14 protein-coding genes are annotated in these 18,627 nt (G+C 52.7%); 10 read left to right on the top strand and 4 right to left on the bottom strand.

All coding sequences use genetic code 11. The features are described 5' to 3' along the window. Positions 1–529: 529 nt before the first annotated feature. The 4 genes from BUB30_RS25925 (at position 530) to cysM (ending at position 3,788) form a co-directional block, all read left to right on the top strand. Entirely contained in the window at positions 530–1,201 is a 672-nt protein-coding gene (locus BUB30_RS25925; protein WP_073140329.1) for an SGNH/GDSL hydrolase family protein, read from the top strand. Between the two features lie 9 nt (positions 1,202–1,210). Beyond that, positions 1,211–1,966, top strand: coding sequence for a sulfite exporter TauE/SafE family protein (locus BUB30_RS25930; protein ID WP_073140332.1), 756 nt, complete (start codon positions 1,211–1,213; stop codon positions 1,964–1,966). 87 nt (positions 1,967–2,053) lie between these two features. Continuing rightward, complete coding sequence (locus BUB30_RS25935) at positions 2,054–2,890, top strand: serine O-acetyltransferase (protein WP_073140335.1); 837 nt, start codon at positions 2,054–2,056, stop codon at positions 2,888–2,890. Positions 2,891–2,909: 19 nt separating this feature from the next. Beyond that, positions 2,910–3,788, top strand: a complete 879-nt coding sequence (gene cysM / locus BUB30_RS25940) for a cysteine synthase CysM (protein WP_073140338.1) — start codon at positions 2,910–2,912, stop codon at positions 3,786–3,788. Positions 3,789–3,861: 73 nt separating this feature from the next. Here cysM and BUB30_RS25945 read toward each other — a convergent pair whose 3' ends face one another. From BUB30_RS25945 to BUB30_RS25960, 4 genes are all read right to left on the bottom strand, one after another. Further along, entirely contained in the window at positions 3,862–4,863 is a 1,002-nt protein-coding gene (locus BUB30_RS25945; RefSeq protein WP_084138406.1) for a Hint domain-containing protein, read from the bottom strand. Between the two features lie 73 nt (positions 4,864–4,936). After that, on the bottom strand, positions 4,937–6,109 hold the full coding sequence (locus BUB30_RS25950; RefSeq protein ID WP_073140345.1) for a pyridoxal phosphate-dependent aminotransferase: 1,173 nt from the start codon (positions 6,107–6,109) through the stop codon (positions 4,937–4,939). Between the two features lie 55 nt (positions 6,110–6,164). Beyond that, on the bottom strand, positions 6,165–7,760 hold the full coding sequence (locus BUB30_RS25955) for a flavin monoamine oxidase family protein (RefSeq protein ID WP_317044226.1): 1,596 nt from the start codon (positions 7,758–7,760) through the stop codon (positions 6,165–6,167). 263 nt (positions 7,761–8,023) lie between these two features. Then, a complete protein-coding gene (locus tag BUB30_RS25960) occupies positions 8,024–8,686 on the bottom strand; it encodes a DUF4142 domain-containing protein (RefSeq protein ID WP_073140351.1) in 663 nt (220 codons plus the stop codon). A gap of 317 nt (positions 8,687–9,003) precedes the next feature. Here BUB30_RS25960 and BUB30_RS25965 point away from each other — a divergent pair, with 317 nt between their 5' ends. From BUB30_RS25965 to BUB30_RS25990, 6 genes are all read left to right on the top strand, one after another. Continuing rightward, a complete protein-coding gene (locus tag BUB30_RS25965) occupies positions 9,004–9,561 on the top strand; it encodes a Dps family protein (RefSeq protein ID WP_245804176.1) in 558 nt (185 codons plus the stop codon). Between the two features lie 78 nt (positions 9,562–9,639). Further along, positions 9,640–11,148, top strand: coding sequence for a potassium/proton antiporter (locus tag BUB30_RS25970; RefSeq protein WP_317044227.1), 1,509 nt, complete (start codon positions 9,640–9,642; stop codon positions 11,146–11,148). Between the two features lie 164 nt (positions 11,149–11,312). Beyond that, the gene (locus tag BUB30_RS25975; RefSeq protein ID WP_073140357.1) at positions 11,313–12,605 is read left to right on the top strand and encodes a c-type cytochrome; all 1,293 of its coding nucleotides are present in this window, start codon (positions 11,313–11,315) and stop codon (positions 12,603–12,605) included. 186 nt (positions 12,606–12,791) lie between these two features. Continuing rightward, positions 12,792–15,275, top strand: coding sequence for an ABC transporter permease (locus tag BUB30_RS25980; protein ID WP_073140362.1), 2,484 nt, complete (start codon positions 12,792–12,794; stop codon positions 15,273–15,275). A 152-nt stretch (positions 15,276–15,427) separates the two neighbouring features. Beyond that, entirely contained in the window at positions 15,428–17,860 is a 2,433-nt protein-coding gene (locus BUB30_RS25985; protein ID WP_073140365.1) for an ABC transporter permease, read from the top strand. A 189-nt stretch (positions 17,861–18,049) separates the two neighbouring features. After that, a complete protein-coding gene (locus BUB30_RS25990) occupies positions 18,050–18,601 on the top strand; it encodes a lipocalin-like domain-containing protein (protein ID WP_073140368.1) in 552 nt (183 codons plus the stop codon). Positions 18,602–18,627: the final 26 nt, after the last annotated feature.

The raw sequence follows: 18,627 nt of genomic DNA on the forward strand, positions 1-18,627 counted from the left end.
AAAATCAGAGATCGATAAATGACAATCGTTTTCTTTGGTTGAGAAGTTGATGCGATAGTTTAGTCGAGTTTTTTATAAACCAACCCATACCGTTAGCGCAGGATGCACGTTTAAATTTCTGGCAAAGGAGAGGCTGTCTCGTGAGAGCGGCCTTTTCTTTTATTTAGGCGAGGTGGTTGGCACGCGCATCGAAATTTGCAAACAACATGATGATGTGGATCGGATCGGAGGGAGGGCATACAATTTTTTTGTAACCCAGGCTTTAGCCTGGGGTTAGGAGGTATGAAGACAAAACGTGCCATAGGAAAGCTTAATCGATCTTCGGATCAGGTTGGCACGGGGCACGATGCACGTCCTCTGGCTTCGCACCGTAGCCACCAGCATCACCGAGGCAGTCACCTTACGTCCACATCAGTCACTGCTCATAGGCATTCCTGACCGGTTACCCCAAAATTCGAGGGTTGTGTTTCGCTACGTGAGGCTATTTCCCCATTTTCTTTATTATCTTTCGATTCATAATTTCCACCCTATGAAGAAATTTTTCCTGCCGGCCCTGGCTGTGTTCCTCCTGCTAACTGCGTTTACCTCCATGCAAAAAAAGAAAGTCGTATTCTTTGGCGATTCGATCACCGAAGCGGGTGCCAAGCCCGGTGGTTACATAGTGAAGATTGGCGAGCGCGCGACGGCCGAGAAACTGGCCGATCAATACGACCTGGTGGGCGCCGGCATCGGCGGAAATAAAGTCTATGATCTCTACCTCCGCATGGACGACGATGTGATGGCAAAAAATCCAGACATCGTTTTTATCTATATCGGCGTGAACGACGTCTGGCATAAGCGTTCGTATGGCACGGGCACCGACGCCGACAAGTTTGAGAAGTTCTATACCGCCATCATCAAAAAACTACAAGCCAGGAACATCAAGACCGTGTTAGTGACGCCGGCCGTGGTGGGCGAGCGCCCCGACGCCAGCAATGAACTCGACGGCGATCTGAATTTCTATAGCAACATCGTTCGCAGCCTCGCCAAAAAGAACAACCTGCCCCTCGTGGATTTGCGCCAGGCTTTTCTGGACTATAGCAAACAAAACAACCCCGACAACAAAGACTCTGGCATACTCACCACCGACCGCGTGCACCTGAACGAAAAGGGTAACCAGTTGGTGGCCGATGAGATGTGGAACGTGCTGAAGACGCTCTAACCGCCCACTGTGATCACACTATTCTCTTTTCAGTTTGCCTATGCGCAGGTAGCCCTCGTGTGCCTGGTGGCGATCTTTATAGGCATGTCCAAGACCGGCGTGCACGGTGCAGGCATGCTGGCGGTGCCGTTGCTGGCCACCATCTTTGGCGGGCAGCATTCCAGCGGCGTGCTACTGCCCATCCTGGTTCTGGCCGATGTGATGGGCACTTGGTATTATCACCGTCATGCATCCTGGGAACACTTGAAATTATTGTTTCCCTGGGCCGCGTTGGGTGTGGTGGTGGGCACCGTGATCGGCAGCTATATCGACGATAAAGTGTTCCGGATCATCATGGCCACCGTCATTGTCGGCAGCGTGATCGTCATGTTGTGGCTGGAGCGCGGACACAAAGAAGCGGTGCCCCACAACAAAGCCTTTGGTATAACAACGGGGGTGCTGGGCGGCTTCACGTCCATGGTCGGCAACCTGGCCGGCACCGTGATGGCCGTATACTTCTTGTCGATGCGTCTGCCCAAGAATACTTTCATTGGCACCACCGCTTGGTTCTTTATGGTCACCAACTGGTTCAAAGTACCCTTCCACGTGTTCGCCTGGCACACCATTACCTGGAACACATTCCTGCTCGACTTGCTGACGTTGCCCTTCATTTTGCTGGGCGCCGTTGCCGGGGTTTGGATCGTGAAGAAGCTATCCGAAAAAGCCTATCGCTGGTTTATCATCTCCATGACACTGGTCGCGGCCGTGGTCATGCTATTGCGCTAATGAAGAAGTGTTGCCCTTTTGGCGGCGAATTTCACTTTTTTGTCACTTTAATTTGAACCTTCCCGTTAAATACTGTATTTAACACGTATGGATAAAGCTTTTATCAGCAAACTGTATATCACGCACCAGGCGTGCCCCACTTGCCCAGCGCCGGTGGAGGTCTCGAAATTTTTTGAAGACCTGCTGGGCGCGCTGTTTGCCGACTTCACACAGCTGGCCCATTTGTCGGAAGATCAGTTTGAGGCTTTGCTGGAGACGCTGCAGATCGAATTGGTGCGCATTCTTCGTCACAACCCTGGGCGGGGCCTGGTGGATGCGCCACAGCTGGCGGAAGATTTCTTTCAAGCCCTTCCGGTGATATTTGATAAGTTACAGGAAGACGTCACTGCCATGTTTGAAGGCGACCCGGCCGCCAAAAGCCGCAATGAAGTGGTGCGCAGCTACCCGGGATTTTACGCCATCGCCGCCTACCGCATGGCCCACCATCTCCACACGCTGGGTGTGCCGGGCATACCCCGCATCATCACCGAGCATGCGCACAGCAAAACAGGAATAGACATTCACCCCGCCGCCAAGATCGGAGAACATTTCTGCATCGACCATGGCACCGGTGTGGTGATCGGCGAAACGTCGGTCATTGGCAACCACGTGAAGCTCTATCAAGGTGTCACGCTGGGTGCGCTCAGTGTCAACAAAGAAGATGCAGAGAAAAAACGACACCCAACGCTGGAAGACCGGGTGGTGATCTATGCCGGAGCGACGATCCTGGGTGGCGAGACGGTCATTGGCCACGACAGTGTGGTAGGAGGCAACGTGTGGCTCACGCGCAGTGTGGCGCCACATTCAAAAGTATATTACCAGGCAAAAATGTATAACGGCGATACGCACGAGATGGACCTTGTCATTTTCAAGGGCGATCAATAACACCGTACCCTCAGCAACCATGAAACTTTCAGAATTGATCGGCAACACCCCGTTGGTGGAGCTTCAACGCATTCCCGTGAAGAAGGGCGTGACCCTCTACGGCAAATTGGAAGGCAACAACCCCGGTGGCAGCGTGAAAGACCGCGCCGCCTATGGCATGATCACCGCCGCTTTGCAACGCGGCGATATCAAGCCCGGCGACAAACTGGTGGAAGCCACCAGCGGCAACACCGGCATTGCCCTGGCCATGATCGCCAGCATCATGGGCGTGGAAATGACCCTCATCATGCCCGACAATTCCACGCGCGAACGCGTGTTATCCATGGAAGCGTATGGAGCAAAAGTTATCCTCACCCCGTCGGCACGCACCATTGAATACTCCCGCGAACTGGCCGAACAAATGGCGGCGAACGAAGGCTATCGCATGCTGGACCAGTTTGCCAATGCCGACAATTATGGCATGCACTACAAAACTACCGGCCCCGAAATATGGCGCGACACCGGTGGAAAGATCACCCACTTCGTGTCGGCCATGGGGACTACCGGCACCATCATGGGCGTGTCGCGCTATCTGAAAGAACAAAACTCCTCGATACAAATTGTGGGAACGCAACCTACAGACGGGTCGTGCATTCCCGGCATCCGGCGGTGGTCGCCAGAATTTCTTCCCAAGATCTTTGAACCGAAACGAGTGGATCGCGTGCTCGACGTGAGCGAAGCCGATGCGCGGCACTTTACCCGGCGGATGGCAAAGGAGGAGGGGATCCTCGCTGGCATGAGCAGTGGCGGGGCATTGAGTGCAGCCATGAAGATAGCATCAGAGATCGAATCCGGCGTGATCGTTTTTATTGTTTGTGACCGCGGCGACCGTTACCTGAGCTCCGATCTTTTTGGATAGGACGCGCTGACGATGCACCATCCAACGTACCGTTCCATAGCGTGGTAAGTCCCTGACGATTTTCTACCCAACACTATTTTTGCAGCACCATGACATCGTTCATCAGGAACGGAGTTCCATCTCCGGCAACGATGTTGTATACTTTTTGGACACCGCCTGCATATTCTTTTTTACTGATTACAGTGAAGGGTTCATAGTCACCGGAAGCTTTGTTGAGACACAGCACCGTGTCGTTCTCTTTCACATCGCCCATTTTGGTAGTGCCCGTATGGGTTTGAACCGGATGATTTGGGGTGGCTTCCAGCGTGCGGGTAGAGAGGATGATCTCGGAGCCGTTGGGTGTGATGTGCTTGTCTGCGCGTTGCAAAACGAGTTGGGTGATCGCGTAGTTCTTTGCCTCGTGTTCCACAAGCGTGTTCACTTTAATGATGGCGGTGGTTTTGGTAAGCGGATTCACCGTAAGTACTTCGTCGCCGCGCTTTAGCGAAGCCAGCGTCTTGCGGGTGCCGTTGGCCAGGGTCACTTGCTGATCGCCGGGAAAGCAGATGTCGTTTCCATAGGTGGCCGATTCTTTCGACAGGTCTTTGCCCTGGTTCTGGGCTTTATACAATTGATAGCCTACTTCTTTCGACAGCACATAGGAAAGCTTGAGCACAAAATTCTGTTCCAGTTTATCGATGGCATGGATGTCTTCGAAATATTTTTCCCACACCTTGGCGTCGGCTGTGAAGTTGGGCAGACAGGCTTTGTACTGGGTGCCTTTTTCGTTGGTGTAGAAGATGACGAGTCCCAACTCCTGCATGCCTTCCTTGGCCAGCAGCTTGTAGAGGTCCATGCGTTTTTTTAATCCATCGTCACCCGTGATGAAATAGGGCTTGCGCAGTTCGTAACGGTCCAGGATGTAGGTGTTCTCAAACTTCACATAGGTTTCGTTGTCAAGGTCCTTGATCACAAAGGTCTTGGCCTTTTCATACTCGGCCATGGTGAGGGGCCGGGGCTTCACCACGTCTTGCGCCTTCAGGCCAGTGGACAAAACAAACATGCATGCCAACACTACAGCAAACTTCCTGGTCATAGAGAATTATTTAACAGTGGATAGACTGATCTTGTCGATTTAATGACAATGAAAAAAATACAGTTTTGAAGGACTACGACAATTGTTTGAAAGCTTCTTCAAAGATCTTCATCTCGTCCATGCGGCCGATGCTGATGCGGCACCATTCTTTGTTGTTGAATTTCCAGAAGCGCAAGCCTACGCCCCGTTTCATCATCTCGTCCACAAAGCGTTGTCCCTCCATATTGATGGGAAACATCACAAAATTTGTTACCGACGGGATGTAGGTATAGCCTTCTTTTTTCAGGACGCTGTACAGATATTCTTTCGACTCCAGGGTCTTCTTCAACGCACCCTGCAGGTATTCCGTATCATCGTAGGCAGCCAGTGCAGCGCTAGCCGATAGGGCAGAGAGGGCGCCAAAGGGAACCGTGTAAGGCAATAGGTTCTTCAGCATTTCGGGCTGTGCCACAAAGTAGCCGATGCGCATGCCGGCCAGGGCGTGCAGCTTGGAGAACGTGCGGGCCACGATCACATTCTGACCCTTTCGCACACAGTCGATCAGCGTCATACCCTTGGGATCCGAAAGATAGTTGATATAGGCTTCGTCGATAATGACCGGCACTTTTGGCGACACGCGTTCACAAAACGCCCGCATCTTGTCTGCATCCACGTAGGTGCCCGTGGGATTGTTGGGATTGCAAATGTATACCAGCTTCGTATCCTTGTCGATGGCCTTCTCCATGGCATCGAGATCGTATTTGTAGTCGGCCGTGAGCGGCACCTTCACCCACTTGGCACCAAAATTCTTTTCGGCTTCGTCCGGCAAATATTCATAGGCCGGATCGCCACAGATAATGGACCCTCCATTTTTCGCAAAGAAGACTGCCGACGCCTGCAACAGGGGAGTGGACCCGGTGCCCACCATGATCTGTTCAGGTTTAATGTTTTCTGCGGCAGCGATCTTGGCGACCAACTGGTCGACCACCTGGATCGGATATTGATAGCTGGTGGCCATGGCCTCGGCCATCGCTTTCTTTGCTTTCTCGGATGGGCCGAATGGATTTTCGTTGGCAAACAGGCGCGCTTTCAGGTTCGGGAAGTCCTGCGCGATGCGTTGTTCGATGTTGCGCTGGGAAGTTGAACTGGAAGCCACTCGGGGAGCGGCCGACGCGGTGTTGAAAATACCGTCGGGAAGGGTGAGGGCGCCGGTAGTGACGAGAGCACTGGTCTTTAACCAATTTCGCCTGTTCATTGATGTTGCCATGGTGGGTGGGTTTAGGTAATGTATTTTACGGTATTGGGTTTACTAGGGTTCCCGCTCATCCACCTTCTTTGCCGGATGCGGGATACTGAAGACGCTGTTCCGTGAAGCGGGCATGCACATCGGCCACCGCCTTCCGGGCCGATTCGAATGCCCCGGCCATCCACGCGTTCAAATAGGTGGTGTGCTCGCCGGCAAAGTACACCCGCTTGTCGGGTTTGATAAACGCTTTGTACAAGGTTTGGCGGGTGTCGCCGGAATACAAAGCCCATCCGCCGAGACTATAGGGCGTGAGGTGCCAGCTCACGGAGAACGAATTTTCAAACTCGTTTTTATACTGGGGGTGAATCAGGCCCCCCTTCTCCAGGGCCAGTTGCTCCCTTTCTTTTAGCGACAGGGCGCCGACCTTTTTTGCTTTCTCATTGAAATTGTAATAGCCGATCAGCACGCCCTTCTTTCCCAGGTAGTCGTTGGAGGGATAAAAGATCTGCGTAAGGTCATTGTTGGTGTGCGTAATGCCGCCAAAGATCTGTTCGTCTTCTTCCCAAAACCGCCGTTTGAATTGCAGGCCGATCTTGCCCGTCTGGATGTAAGGCACAAAGTCGATGGCGCGGCTTACGTCGGATGAAAAATTATGGTCCAGGTTGCTCAGTATGGGCAAGGGCAGCGTGCAGATGCAGGCGTCCGCTTCGATTTCCTGGGGCGCACCCTTGAGGGTATACTTCACCCGCACGGTGTTCTCCAGGTTTTGGATGGACGATACCACGGCCCCGGTGCGGATCATGCCCGGCAATTTCTTTTCGAGTGCGCGGGCAATGTTATCCATCCCGCCTTTGGCCTGGAACATGGTCATCTGCAACTCATAGGTATACTCGGCCACATTGTAAAAGTCGGGCGACAGCAAGCCCGATTGAAGCAGGTCGGCCAGTGTGTGCGGGTCGGCGATCTTGCCGGGTTTGTCGCCGGCGCCGGGGGGCTCAACGTATCCCCTGCGCGCAGAGGCTTTGTAGAGCTTGTCGGCATCCAGGCCGCCTTCGGCCCGCAGATACTCTACGATCTTCGTCACATCTTCGGTGGTCAATGCGGCGTCGAGCTTGTGCTGGTCAATGGCTTTGGCCAGCATCTCGGTCACGTAGCCCCGCATGTCGTTGTGGACTTCGCGGATGCGGATCTTTTTATTGGAAAGGGCGCCGTTGCCTTCACTGAAATGATAGGCGCCTTCGTTCACGTTGTTATAGATCTCGATGGGTACCCCCAACTCGCGACAGTATTGCAGCGTGAGTTGATGATGGTGAGGAATGCGCGACGGGCCGGCATTGAAATAAAGACCATCGTCGAGTTGTGCCGTTTGGGTGGGGTTGACGGTTTCGGTGTGTGTGGAGCCTTTGCGAATGCTCCAACATCGGCCACCGGTGCGGTCGCGTGCCTCCAGGACCGTGCAGCGATAACCCAGTTTGGTGAGTTCGTAGGCCGTGGTCATGCCGGCCAGTCCTGCACCCAGGATGACAACACTTTTCCCCTGGCCACTCCCGGGAAGCGAGAAGGAATGCGCAGGCGCCGCGGGCAACATTTCTAGGGCCATCATGGCTGCATACATGCCTCCGGTGAGAGCCCCACTTTGGCTGAGAAATGTTCTTCGTGAAAGCGTTTTCACCTGCGAGAATGTTTAGGATCCTTGTGCAATCCAACTTAGCACAAGTTTTCATAAAAAGAAAGCAGGATCGTCTCAAGGCGCCCCTATGTTGTCACGCGTAAGGTGACCGCTATCGTTTGAGGTGTTTTAAAAATCACCTCTCTTCCTAAAAATAAATAGTCTTTAGTCCTGAGTTATGAGTCCTTAGTCCTGAGTAGTGAGTCCTTGGTCCTGAGCAGTGTGTTTCGATTCCATACTCAATACACACGACTAAATACTCCCGACTATTTCTTCAGTTTTTGTACATCGTCAAGATGCGCTTCTATAACGGGCAGATACTTGAGGGCAAACGCGCGCACGTCAACGTCGTGGGATTGGGCGGCCTTTCTGAATTTTTTTACGTCGCGTTTGTGATCGATGATCATCATTTTGATGAACTTCCTATCGAACGATTTGCCTTCTTCCTGTTGCAGGTCGGCCAATGCTTTTTGCTGGTGTTCGTCCGGTGCGTCGGGTAATACAATGTGTTTGGATGCGGCCAGGGCGCGAAGGTCGGCCAGCATTTCACTTTGGTCGTGGACCATGAGACTGCCATAGTCCCGGATAGCGTCGACCGCGCTTTTTTGTTGAGCTGTTTTTCCTTCTTCAAAATCCATGATACGCGATTCGGCCGTCTTCGTCAAAAAGGTCTCCACCACCTGGTCGATCGGAGCGTCGTCGAGGTCCGCCAGAAGATCGCCCATGTTCACTTCCTGGGCTTGGGGAAGAGTGTGCTCAGGCGTGGGTGTGGCTTTTTCAAAGGAGGCTTCCTTTACGATCACAATGTCGGCAGAGCGGGAGGCTTCCGGTGTAGAGGGCTGCTCGTCCTTCATATTTTCTGCCCCTGAAAAGACGTAAGCCAAACCGGCGAGGATCAGCAAGTTTAGAAAAAGGAGGAAATTCTTCATGACGTTACACGGCGACGTGCTTTTAGTTTAGCCAATCAAGTATAAAGAGTGTGCCATTTTTTAATAACCATCCTAGCCCCATCGGATTCCATGAGAAAGACCATGCTGCGAACGTGTGAAATCGCCGGAAACCGGTGGAAAGGCGAAGAATGACCTGTGGACTTCTTACACAGCTGGGCATGTTTCTCATCAGGAAAACGGGCTGCGGATGGCGCCGGTAACCCTTTAGAGCATATCGACGGTATGGAACGGTAATGGCAAACTCCAGCGTAGAAAGCCATACCGGCTTTGCGTCAGGAACGAAAAATTTAAACCGTATGAAAGCGACAAAAGAAAATGTGGCCCTCAAAGACACCCTGAAGGACATGCCCCAAACACAGCTCGACACGCGCATGGCCAAGGCCAAACCCGTTAAGTTGGGATGGTCGAGTGAAGAAGTGGAACATGTCACGCATGCCCTGAACGACCTGCTGGTCAACTATAGCGTGCACTATCAAAAGCTGAGGAACTATCACTGGAACGTGAAAGGCTCGGACTTTTTCGACCTGCACATAGAGTTCGAACAACAATACATGGAAGCCCAACAGCACATCGACGACATCGCTGAACGCGTCCGCATCTTTTCTAAGACCCCCATCAGCACGATGGGCGAATACCTTGAATTGTCGGAGATCAAAGAAACCACCTCCCAGCTCTCGTCCGAGATCATGGTGCGGGAGCTTATCGCCGACTACACGATCTTGCTCGGCTATATGTTTACCGTGGTGGAGATCGCCGCGGCACAACACGACTCCGGCACGGAGGAAATGGTGAAGGTTTTCATCAACCGCATCGAGAAGCATCATTGGATGCTGTCGGCTTTTCTGGCGAAGTAACGAAGCTGCAGATTTTTTTGATGAACCGGTCAAACTAGGCGAGGCTGTATAGCGACAGCCTCGCCTAAATTTAATATCTTGAAGGTCCTTAAAGAATCAGGATCTTCAGGCATGACGGTATCGGCTGAAAACATTTTGCTCCTCGGATCGCTGTTGCTATTTCTCAGCATCATTGCGAGTAAAACCTCCTTTAAGCTGGGCATCCCCACACTGATCCTCTTCCTGGTGGTGGGCATGCTGGCCGGATCGGATGGTTTAGGAGGGATCTATTTCAACGACCCCAAGATCGCGCAGTTGCTGGGCGTGATGGCCTTGACGTTCATTCTCTTTTCCGGTGGACTGGAAACAAAGTGGGAGAGCATTCAGCCCATCATTTGGCAAGGCGTTTCGGTCTCTACGCTGGGCGTACTGATCACCGCCACATCTGTCGGTGTATTTTCTTCTTACTTATTGGGGTACACGTGGCAGGAAGGCATGTTGTTAGGCGCCATCGTTTCGTCCACCGATGCGGCAGCGGTGTTCTCCATTTTGCGTTCGCGCAGTGTGGGTCTCAAAGGCAACCTTCGCCCCATGCTGGAATTGGAGAGCGGCAGCAACGACCCCATGGCGTATTTTCTCACCGTTAGTTTTGTTTACCTGATTGCAGAACCCGACGCCACGCTGATCTCGTTGGTGCCGAAGTTTTTTAAAGGAATGATCCTGGGCGCCGTGGCAGGCTATGCCTTTGGCAAGATCATGATCTGGATCGTGAACCGCATCAAGCTCGATATCGACGGGCTCTATCCCGTGCTCATCCTTTCGATGGTGTTTTTCACTTTCTCCTTCACCGATGTGGTGGGAGGGAACGGATTTTTGGCCGTCTATATTTCTGCCGTCATCCTGGGCAATAGCAGTTTCCTGCATAAGAAAAGCCTCATCAAATTTTATGACGGCCAGGCGTGGCTGATGCAAATCGTCATGTTCATCACACTGGGGCTACTGGTCTATCCTTCCGAGATCGTGCCGGTCATTGGCCCGGGCGTGCTCATTGCGTTATTTCTTATTTTCATTGCCCGCCCGGCAGCTATATTCATCTCACTATCGTTCTCCAACGGTCTGAATGCTAGAAAAAAATTATTCCTTTCCTGGGTGGGATTGCGCGGCGCCGTGCCCATTATTTTTGCAACGTATCCGTTACTGGCCGGCATCGAATCAGCCCGCACCATTTTTAACCTGGTGTTCTTTATCTCGGTATCGTCCGTTCTGTTGCAGGGCACAACCCTTCCGATGGTGGCCCGCTGGCTTCGCGTGAGCGTTCCGGAAAAACTAAAACGCAAGTTCCCCCTCGACATCGAGTTAAAAGACAATTCCAAATCCGAACTGGTGGAGCTCGACATCCCCGAAAATTCCCCCGCGGTGGGCAAACTCGTCATGAAACTCGACCTCCCGAAAACCGCGCTCATCGTTCTCATCCACCGCGATGGCAAATACATCACGGCCAACGGCGACACCGAAATTCGCCCCCGCGACCACCTCCTGGTGATGGCCGACAATAAATCCACGGTCGACAAAGTATTCGAGAGCTTTAATCTGAGCCCGTCGCACTGAACAACGATCAGGTCGTTTCCATTTTGTATAAGCAGGAACCTGTCCATGAATTCGGGTATGCGCAATGATTTTTTCTGCGATTGCCATGAATATTATTCTCCCGCGCGGCATTCCCAATGCAGGCTTTTCTTAAATTGAATAACCTTGACCTAACCCATACCGTTATGAAGACCCCTCTCTGGTTGCTTACGGCAGGCCTTGCGTTATTTGCTTGCACCAAAACCAAACCAATTGAATCGCCCCGCGTACCAGCAGCTGATACAACCATCCTGCAGGCCACAATCACCCGTCCCCTCACCGACAAAAAATTTGAGATCACCGAAGCCCGTCTTAAGCGCGGCGAATACCTCGTGAACGGCATCCTCCAATGTTTTGTCTGCCACTCGGAACGGGACAGCACCATCGCCGGCTTTCCCCCGATCGCTTCTAAGAAAGGCGGTGGCGCCATCCTAGGCCAACGCGGAAACTTTCGCATGGTAGCCCCCAACATCTCGCCCGACAAAGAAACCGGCGCCGGCAACTGGACCGACGACATGTTTGCGCGCGCCATCCGCGAAGGCGTAGGTCACGATGGCCGGGCGTTGTCCCTACCCATGTACTGGGCATCCTTTAGCAACCTGGCCGACGAAGACCTCGCATCGGTGATCGTCTATATCCGGTCCATTCCACCCGTGAAGAATCGTTTACCCCAACGATCGCTTCCGCCGGAGCGGGAAAAAGAACTGCAGGGTTCCCCAAAAATGTTAACAGGTCCCGTAGCGTATCCCGACACTGCTGATGCATTGAAAAAAGGAATTTACCTTGTGAAGGTGGCCGATTGTGTAGGCTGTCACACGGGGTGGTATGGCACCAACCCCGGTATGTTTGGCGGTGGCAATCCCATGTCTAAAAACAATCACAAGGTAGTGCTGAGCACCAATCTCACACCCGATCCTACCGGGTTGGCTGGATGGGATGCTGCGACGTTCATCAATGCCATCCGCACCGGCAAAGGCGGCACGCTGGACGGCTCCATGCCTTGGACCGCCTACCGTAACATGTCGGATCAAGACTTGGCGGCCATCCTCACGGCACTGAAGCGACTGCCGCCCGTGAACCACCGCGTAATGAACAGCTTGCCCGCAACGGATTGTGTTATCTGCGGACAAAAGCATGGCTATGGCGAATACAACAAGGTCAAACCGTTCCCGAAAGTGAAAACCGACACCACGCTATATAATCAATACGCCGGCAAATATTCCAACCCCGACGGATTTGTGCTGGAGATAAAATACAAGGACCACCAACTGCTCATCAGCGAAGGCGGGCCGGACCTGCTGCTGGTTCCGATTGGCAACAACCGTTTCAATGGCATCGGTCTCGCCACACCGGTGAGTTTCGAGCGTGATAGGTCAGGGAAAATAAATTCACTGATCTGCTATTGGATCGAAGATGAAGTATTCAAAAAATTGCCGTGATTTCATAACCACGGCAAATCACTTAGATAAACGCGATAAAAAAATACGATGGCGATTTCTTTTCCGTTATAGGGATGATTTCTTGTAGTGAAGCAGGGGAGAGGTTGAGCCGTGTAGAGAGGCGTTCACCAGGAGGATTAGGATGGTGTGGCAAATTTTCTTCGCGTATCTTCAAAAATCTGTTTTATGATAAGAAACAACTTCATACTGGCCTGTCGCAACCTCTTCAGGAACAAGTCCCACACGTTGATTCACGTCCTGGGTTTGTCGATCGGAATGACTGTCGGGCTCCTGATCCTCGCCTACGTCCGGTTTGAGTTTAGCTATGATAACTTTCATGTTCACGCCGACAACACCTATCGCGTCGCGACCCGGGTGACCCTGCAGGAGGAGGTGATCGCCGAAGAAACCAACACCTATGATGGCATCCGAAACGCCGTGCAGACAGACTTACCCGATGTGCAGGCGGCCACGTCCATCTACGGATTCGACTCCGACCAATTGTTCATCCGCTATGAAGGGAACGATAAAAAAATAATACCCTTGGAGTCGTTCAAAGGCTTTAACACAGATGCTCATTTTTTTGACGTATTTTCTTTTCCCTTGCTCCATGGCGATCCGGCGCAGGTGCTTTCCCGCGAATACTCAGCCGTGATCTCCGAAACGCTGGCCCGCCGCTACTTCGACAACGACGCGCTCGGAAAAGTGTTGACCACCAACGACGGCGAAGCACAATACCGCTACGTCATCACCGGCATCACAAAAGATACGCCGCCCAACGCGCATTTCGCTTTCGATCTGTTGTTGCGCGCGGCCGACCCGACCAATCTAACCCAAAAAGACAACACCTTCTGGACCTGGGGTGGACAATTGTACGCCGTGTTGAGCGACCACGCTAAGCCCGAAAATGTGGCGACGCAACTGAACCGCCTGGCGCGTGAAAAGAACGGACTGAAAGTGAACCGTGACGACTACGGCCAGGTGAGCACCTTCCAACTGCAACCGTTGCGCGACATCCACCTGTTCTCGCACCTGCAATACGAGCTCGACGCGAATGGCAGCGGCGTTTGGGTTTACGCATTGGCGTTGCTGGCCCTCGTCATCCTGGCCCTGGCGTGGGTGAATTATATAAACCTGTCCACCGCCGTCGCGGCGGAGAAGATCCGCGCCGTGGGCATCCGCAAAGCGATGGGCGCAACACGGAGAAGTTTGTGGATGCAAGTATTCACCGAAGCAGCGCTCTACAATCTGATCTCTATTTTTGCGGCCATAACGATGGTGATGATCGCCTTTCCGTACTTCGCCGCCTTTGTAGGCATGCCCCAGGCCATCAGCGGATGGGTGGACGGAAACGTCGTGATATTGCTCGCTGCCCTCGCCGCGGTGAGCACGCTGGTTTCGGGTGGATACCCGGCGTATGTCATCGCCTCCTATTATCCCGTCCAGGCCTTGAAAGGCAAGAGCGAGCAGGGGAGTGTGGCCCTTAGAAAATTTCTGGTCGTGTTTCAATTCTCCATGGCCCTGGTGCTGACGGTGGTCACGGTGGTGGCCAATCGCCAGTTGTCGTTCATGCGATCGCGCGAACTGGGCATCAATATGGACCAGGTGTTGATCATCAAAGCCTTGAATTTTGATAAAGAGACATGGTCCGATTCTGCCGGTGGATATGTCGTGGACGAGACGTATTTGCAAAAAGCAGAGGCCTTTAAGCAGGCCCTTCGTCAATCGGCCCTGGTCGGGAACGCAGCCACGCTCTCGCATCTGCCGGGGCAGACGGTGAACTGGGGCACGGAGTTCAAGGCCATGGCCATCGATCCGGAGAAAGCCTATCGTCTCAAGGCCGTGGGCGTGGACTATGATTTTGTAAAAACACTCGGTCTCCACCTGCTGGCAGGGCGCAACTTTTCCGTTGACATCCCGGCCGACCGCGGCAATGAAGGCCGCCGCGCCGTACTCCTGAACGAAGCCGCCGTGCACCGGCTGGGCTTCAAAGACGCCGCGTCGGCGGTACACGGTCACATTCAAACGTACTGGGGAGCCGACTACGAGGTCATCGGCGTGGTGAACTCGTATCACCAGCTTTCGCTGAAAGAAAATCTCGAACCCCTGTATTTCATACTCCAACCCAGGGCATTATCGTACTACGCTTTGCAACTCCAACCGGGCGATATGACCGGCGCCATCGCGGATGTGGAGCAGGTCTGGCACCAGCATTTTCCGGAGTATCCGTTCCAATATTTTTTCCTCGATAGTTTCTACGACAAACAATATCAATACGACACACGATTCAGCGATGTGATGCTTTTCTTTTCGGGATTGGCCGTTTTCATAGCCGGCATGGGCTTGTTTGGTCTAACGGCCTTTGCCGTCGTGCAGCGCACAAAAGAAATTGGCATCCGGAAGGTGCTGGGGGCTTCAGCGCTAAACCTGATCCATCTCTTCACCCGCAATTTTATCCTGCTGATCGCGATCGCCTATGCCGCGGCCGTCCCCGTGTTGTATTGGGGGGTGCAACGGTGGTTGGAAAACTATGCGTTCCGGATGGAGTTGAAGGCATGGTTCTTTATAACCCCCTTGGCCGCTATGCTGCTGTTTGCCCTACTGGTGATGAGTTTCCAGGTAATCAAAGTGTCCCTTAGAAACCCGGTCGACAGCCTGCGCCACGAATAAGCAACGACGTATCTCCCGCGCCTGGGGGTATAATCATCATCCTTTCACTACAACTTTTTAACAACTCACTACATCCTGACTTTAGCATCACCGAAAAAATCAATCCCTATCGTAACTTTCACAAAGCATGAACCCTCAACCCCACCATTCCAATGCTTCACAATTATCTGAAAGTAGCCGGGCGCAACATCGTTAAGCGCAAATTGTATTCTTTCATCAATGCCTTCGGCCTCAGCATTGGCATTGCTTTTTGTGTGCTCATCTGTCTCTACATCCGAGACGAAAGAAGTTTCGACCAATTTCACGCCCACAAAGATCATATTCTACGACTGGAAGAGAAGAGCTACAATCGTTGGGAAAAAGATCCGGCAGAACCCTACCAACGCTCGGCATACCTGCCGGCCGGTCTCTTACCCGCCGTGCTTGACGAGATTCCCGAAGTGGAATGCGGAACGCGTCTGACCTCAGGGTCCGGCATCATGCGCTACCAGGATAAGATCTTCACCGAACAACTCAGCTATATCGACCCCGGTTTCTTCAAAGTCTTCTCCTTCACCCTGCGCGAAGGCAACCCCGACAAACTTTTTCAAACCCCGGACGAGATTGTGCTGACCCCCGCCGTGGCCAGGAAATATTTCGGAGACGAAAGCCCGCTGGGAAAGACCATTTCGATGGATAACAACGGCGAGAAGACCTTGACCGTCACGGGCGTCATCGAGGCGCCTCCGGCAAATTCCAGCATTACCTTCACGGTGCTGATGCCCATCACGCAGCGGCCCTTTTTTGAACGGGACAGAGAAAAGTGGGGAAACTTTTCATTTCCAACGTTTATCCGTCTCAACGACCAGGCCAACCTGACCAACCTTTCCGCCAAATTGGAACGCGTGGTCCAGAAGCACATGGGCGACCGTCTTGAAAAATGGCGCAAGGAGGGAAACGTTTCTCCGGATATAAAAATATTCGAACTGCAATTCTCTAAGCTCACCGACATGCATATGAACACCGCCGTCTCGTGGGACAAGGTGAGCGATCCGCAATACTCGCTCATCCTCGGCGGCATTGCCTTGCTCATTCTCATCATCGCCTGCATCAACTACGTTTCCCTGGCGCTCACCACCTCTACCGCGCGGCGCACCGAAGTAGGGGTGCGCAAAGTTGTGGGCGCCCAGAAGAAACAGTTGGTCTACCAGTTTGGGTTGGAGTCTTTGATGCTGGCTTTTGTTTCGATGTTCCTGGGATTGGGCCTCGTGTTCCTGTTTCTCCCAGCGTTCAATGAATTTACAGGCAAGAGCATCCGGATTGGGCTGGGCGATGCGGGTCTGTTGCTGGGCGCGAGTGCTTCCATCACCCTAGTGGTGGGGGTGTTGGCGGGAAGTTACCCCGCGCTTTTCCTTTCCGGCTTCCGGCCGGCGCAGGTGTTGAAGGGAAGCTTCACGGCCAGGCTGCAGGCGGGCTTCACCCGGCCGCTGGTGGTGCTCCAGTTTGCGTTGTCGGCTTTTCTCATCATCAGTTCGGTGATCATGTACCGGCAAATGCAATATGTTACTACCAAAGATCTCGGCTACAGCAAAGACCAACTCCTGGTCATTCCCACCCAAACCAGTTGGAGCGAAGACGCCAACAAAATGGTGGAACGCTTCCGCACCCGCTTGCAACAAGAGCCCTCGGTGGTATCGGTGGCCGGCACGAGCATTTCCTTTAACCAGGGATGGTCGCACTATGGCTACAAGGTGAACGGCGAACACAAATCGGCGTATGTCTATGCCGTTGATCCCTACTACCTCCGCACACTCGGAGTGGAAATGGTGATGGGAAGAAATTTTGATGCCCGCATTCCCTCCGACACCAGCGCGGTGGTCGTCAACGAAGCGCTCGTGCGCGACATGCAATGGTCCGACCCGTTGAACGAATATCTGAATTGGAAAGAAGACTCCGTCGGGGTGGGGGCTAAAGTGATCGGCGTGGTGAAAAACTATCATTTCCTTTCCCTCGAAAAGGACATCGAGCCGCTTTTTCTTTCGATGGATAAGCAGAGCGTCGGATACCTGGGCACCATGCTCGTCAAGGTGAGCGCTGCCAACCTCCCGGCTACTGTCGAAAAACTGCGCAGCGCCTGGAAGGAGCTTTCACCCGAAAAACCTTTCGACTATACGTTCCTGGACGAAGATGTGGCGCGCCAGTATGAAAGTTATCAGCGTTGGATGGGCATTATGGGATTGTCTACGGCGTTCGCCATCCTCATCGCCTGTTTGGGACTGTTTGGATTGTCGGGCATAAACGCCGTGAACCGCACCAAAGAGATCGGCATTCGCAAGGTGATGGGAGCAACCCTCGCCCATATTTTTGTGCTGTTGAATCGCCAGTACCTGATGCTGGCCCTGGTCGCATTTGTAGGCGCCATTCCGGCGTCATGGTACGTGATGACGCATTGGTGGCTGGCGGATTTTAAATTCCGAATCACACTGGGATGGGAGTTATTTGCCGTCAGCATGCTCATCGGCCTGGCCGTAGCCTTGGTCACCGTGAGCTACCACGCCGTGAAGGCCGCCATGACCAATCCGGCCGAAACCTTGAAATACGAGTAGCACAACGCGAAAAAAAGCATGCCTCGGCGAACCGCATGGTTTAGGATGGTCGCCCTCAACGGATTGCAATGCGGGAAACCGCCATTCCAACAGAAATAGAGACCAGGGATGGAAATTTGAAGACGTCCAACTTTTAAATTGTAGGGACAATTGCTACATTTAGAATACCTAACATTTAAAAGAGAGACTATGAAAAGAAATTTTTACCGGGGATTGCTGCTGTTGGTAGGGTTTCCATTGGTTTTTGCCTCCTGTAATAAAGATGATGAACCGGCACCAGACCCTATTGTGGGTACCTGGAAACGTGATGTTTACAGGTTGACCGACGTGCCCGCTAATTTTTCAAACTTTGATAATTTTGCTTTTGATCAATATTATTCTGCTGCTGAAGAAGGACTGACCATTACCTTCGCAAACGACAAAACCTATACGCGGAAATACGACCTCATTGCCAATCCCGATGTCTCCGAAACAGGTGCATGGACAAAAGAAGGAACGGCTGTGACGATAAAACCGACCGATACGACGAAATTTCCGGAAGAGGATTTTACCGTCGTAGGTGATATCACCAGTGTAGCAATGGTGCTCTCCAAATCGGAGACCTTTACCTTACTGCCGGATGCCGTGACCGATACGCTGACAACCGCCTGGGCCAATGCGCACCCGGACGACCTGGATCAGTATCGTCAAAACGTCGACGTAACCTTGCAATTGGTTTTTGATAAGGTGACAACGCCTTAATAAAACAGGAACATATCAAAAAAGCC

Origin of the sequence: Chryseolinea serpens, from assembly GCF_900129725.1 — a bacterium.
In the GTDB taxonomy this organism is placed as follows: Bacteria; Bacteroidota; Bacteroidia; order Cytophagales; family Cyclobacteriaceae; genus Chryseolinea; species Chryseolinea serpens.

Coding starts and splice junctions, on each gene's coding strand:
- cysM (WP_073140338.1), top strand. CDS start 2,910: ATGAAACTTTCAGAATTGATCGGCAACACCCCGTTGGTGGAGCTTCAA.
- BUB30_RS25945 (WP_084138406.1), bottom strand. CDS start 4,863: ATGACCAGGAAGTTTGCTGTAGTGTTGGCATGCATGTTTGTTTTGTCC.
- BUB30_RS25925 (WP_073140329.1), top strand. CDS start 530: ATGAAGAAATTTTTCCTGCCGGCCCTGGCTGTGTTCCTCCTGCTAACT.
- BUB30_RS25985 (WP_073140365.1), top strand. CDS start 15,428: ATGCTTCACAATTATCTGAAAGTAGCCGGGCGCAACATCGTTAAGCGC.
- BUB30_RS25980 (WP_073140362.1), top strand. CDS start 12,792: ATGATAAGAAACAACTTCATACTGGCCTGTCGCAACCTCTTCAGGAAC.
- BUB30_RS25960 (WP_073140351.1), bottom strand. CDS start 8,686: ATGAAGAATTTCCTCCTTTTTCTAAACTTGCTGATCCTCGCCGGTTTG.
- BUB30_RS25975 (WP_073140357.1), top strand. CDS start 11,313: ATGAAGACCCCTCTCTGGTTGCTTACGGCAGGCCTTGCGTTATTTGCT.
- BUB30_RS25935 (WP_073140335.1), top strand. CDS start 2,054: ATGGATAAAGCTTTTATCAGCAAACTGTATATCACGCACCAGGCGTGC.
- BUB30_RS25950 (WP_073140345.1), bottom strand. CDS start 6,109: ATGGCAACATCAATGAACAGGCGAAATTGGTTAAAGACCAGTGCTCTC.
- BUB30_RS25965 (WP_245804176.1), top strand. CDS start 9,004: ATGAAAGCGACAAAAGAAAATGTGGCCCTCAAAGACACCCTGAAGGAC.
- BUB30_RS25990 (WP_073140368.1), top strand. CDS start 18,050: ATGAAAAGAAATTTTTACCGGGGATTGCTGCTGTTGGTAGGGTTTCCA.